The organism is Ruegeria sp. AP12 (assembly GCF_056540025.1).
In genome coordinates, this window is sequence record NZ_JBQFVZ010000029.1 from 1 (window position 1) to 2,214 (window position 2,214).

The 2,214-nt window shown below is 62.7% G+C and carries 1 protein-coding gene; it reads left to right on the forward strand.

Annotation, left to right across the window (positions count from 1 at the left end):
* On the forward strand, positions 1-2,190 hold a 2,190-nt coding region (locus ACR0E6_RS20845), incomplete at its 5' end, for a xanthine dehydrogenase family protein molybdopterin-binding subunit (protein WP_480586884.1).
* Between the last annotated feature and the right edge of the window lie 24 nt (positions 2,191-2,214).

The following is a 2,214-nucleotide window of genomic DNA, read 5'->3' on the forward strand; positions in this document are numbered from 1 at the left end:
GCCGAGGCCATGCCGGGCGTGGTCAAGGTGTTCACCGGCAAGGATTTCGAAGGCGTGGGCGGCATGCCCTGCGGCTGGGAGGTGACGGACAAGCACGGCGCACCCATGCAGGAGCCTGCGCATCCCATTCTGGCCCAGGGCAAGGTGCGCCATGTGGGCGATCCCATTGCCGCCGTTGTGGCCGACAGCCTGGAACAGGCGCGCGATGCGGCCGAGGCGATCGAGGTGGACATCGAGGAACTGCCCGCCGTGATCGACATGAAGGCCGCAGCCCAAGAGGGCGCGACGCTGGTCCATGACGATCTGAAGAACAACATCTGCTATGACTGGCAGCTGGGTGAAGCGGATGACGCCAAGGTCAATGAGGTCTTCGCCAATGCGGCCCATGTGACCACGCTGGATCTGGTGAACAACCGCCTGGTTGCCAACCCGATGGAACCGCGCGTGGCGGTGGGTGAGTACAAGCGCGGGACGGATGAGTACACGCTCTATACCACCTCGCAGAACCCGCATGTGATCCGCCTGCTGATGTGCGCCTTTGTGCTGGGCCTGCCCGAGCATAAGGTCCGCGTTGTGGCCCCGGATGTGGGGGGCGGCTTTGGCACCAAGATTTTCCACTATGCGGAAGAGGCGTTCTGTACCTTCGCCGCCAAGGCCTGCAACCGGCCTGTGAAGTGGACCTCCAGCCGGTCCGAGGCGTTCATGTCGGACGCCCATGGTCGGGATCATGTCAGCAAAATCGAACTGGCGCTGGATGCAGACAACAACTTCATCGGGTTGCGGACCAACACCTATGCGAACCTTGGGGCGTATCTGTCGACCTTCTCCAGTTCCGTGCCCACATGGCTGCACGGCACACTGATGGCAGGCAATTATAAGACGCCGGTCATTCAGGTGAACGTGAAGGCGATGTTTACCAATACGGTGCCGGTGGATGCCTATCGCGGCGCGGGCCGGCCCGAGGCGACGTTCCAGTTGGAACGCGTGGTGGACAAGGCCGCGCGCGAGCTGGGGGTCGATCCGATTGCCCTGCGCCGTCAGAACTTCATCACCCAGTTCCCCTATGACACGCCGGTGGCGCTGACCTATGACACCGGGGATTACAACGGGACTATGGACAAGCTTGAGGCCGCAGCCGATCTGGCAGGTTTTGCCGCACGCCGTGCGGCAAGCGAGGCAAAGGGCAAGCTGCGGGGACTGGGCATCAACTGCTATATCGAAGCCTGCGGCATTGCGCCTTCGAACATCGTTGGCATGCTGGGGGCCCGGGCGGGTCTCTATGACGCGGCGACCGTGCGGGTGAATGCCACCGGCTCGATCAGCGTCATGGTAGGCGCGCACAGCCACGGGCAGGGGCATGAGACTGCCTTCCCGCAGGTTGTGGCCGACATGATCGGCATTGATGAATCGATGGTCGAGATCGTGCATGGCGACACTTCGAAGATCCCGTTCGGCATGGGCACCTATGGCTCGCGCTCGCTGGCGGTCTGTGGCTCGGCCATGGTGAAGGCCACTGAGAAGGTGATCGACAAGGCCAAGAAGATTGCCGCCCACCTGCTGGAGGCGTCTGAGGCCGATATTGAGCTGAAGGACGGTCAGTTCAGCGTCGCGGGCACCGACAAGTCGGTGGCCTGGGGCGACGTGACCCTGACAGCCTATGTGCCGCATAACTTCCCGCTGGAGGTGGAACCGGGGCTGGAGGAGACCGCGTTCTACGACCCGGCCAACTTCACCTTCCCCTCGGGCGCTTATGCATGCGAGGTCGAGCTGGACCCCGAGACTGGTCAGGTCAGCATCGAGGCCTTCACCGCGGCGGATGACTTTGGCAACATAGTCAATCCGATGATCGTGGATGGTCAGGTGCATGGCGGTATTGGCCAGGGTATCGGCCAGGCTCTGCTTGAGAACTGCGCCTATGACGAGAATGGCCAGCTGCTGAGCGCGTCCTTCATGGATTACGCCATGCCGCGCGCCGATGATGTGCCCTTCTACGGCGTCGATCATTCCAGCCAGACGCCCTGTACGCATAACCCGCTGGGTGTGAAGGGCTGTGGTGAGGCCGGGGCGATTGGCTCTCCGCCGGCTGTGGTCAATGCGGTTCTGGATGCGATGAATTCGGGCGGCAAGGCGGTGGATCACATCGACATGCCAGTAAGCCCGTCGCGCGTTTGGGCGGCGATGAACAGCTGAGTTGAGAGGGTGGACCGGGGGCCA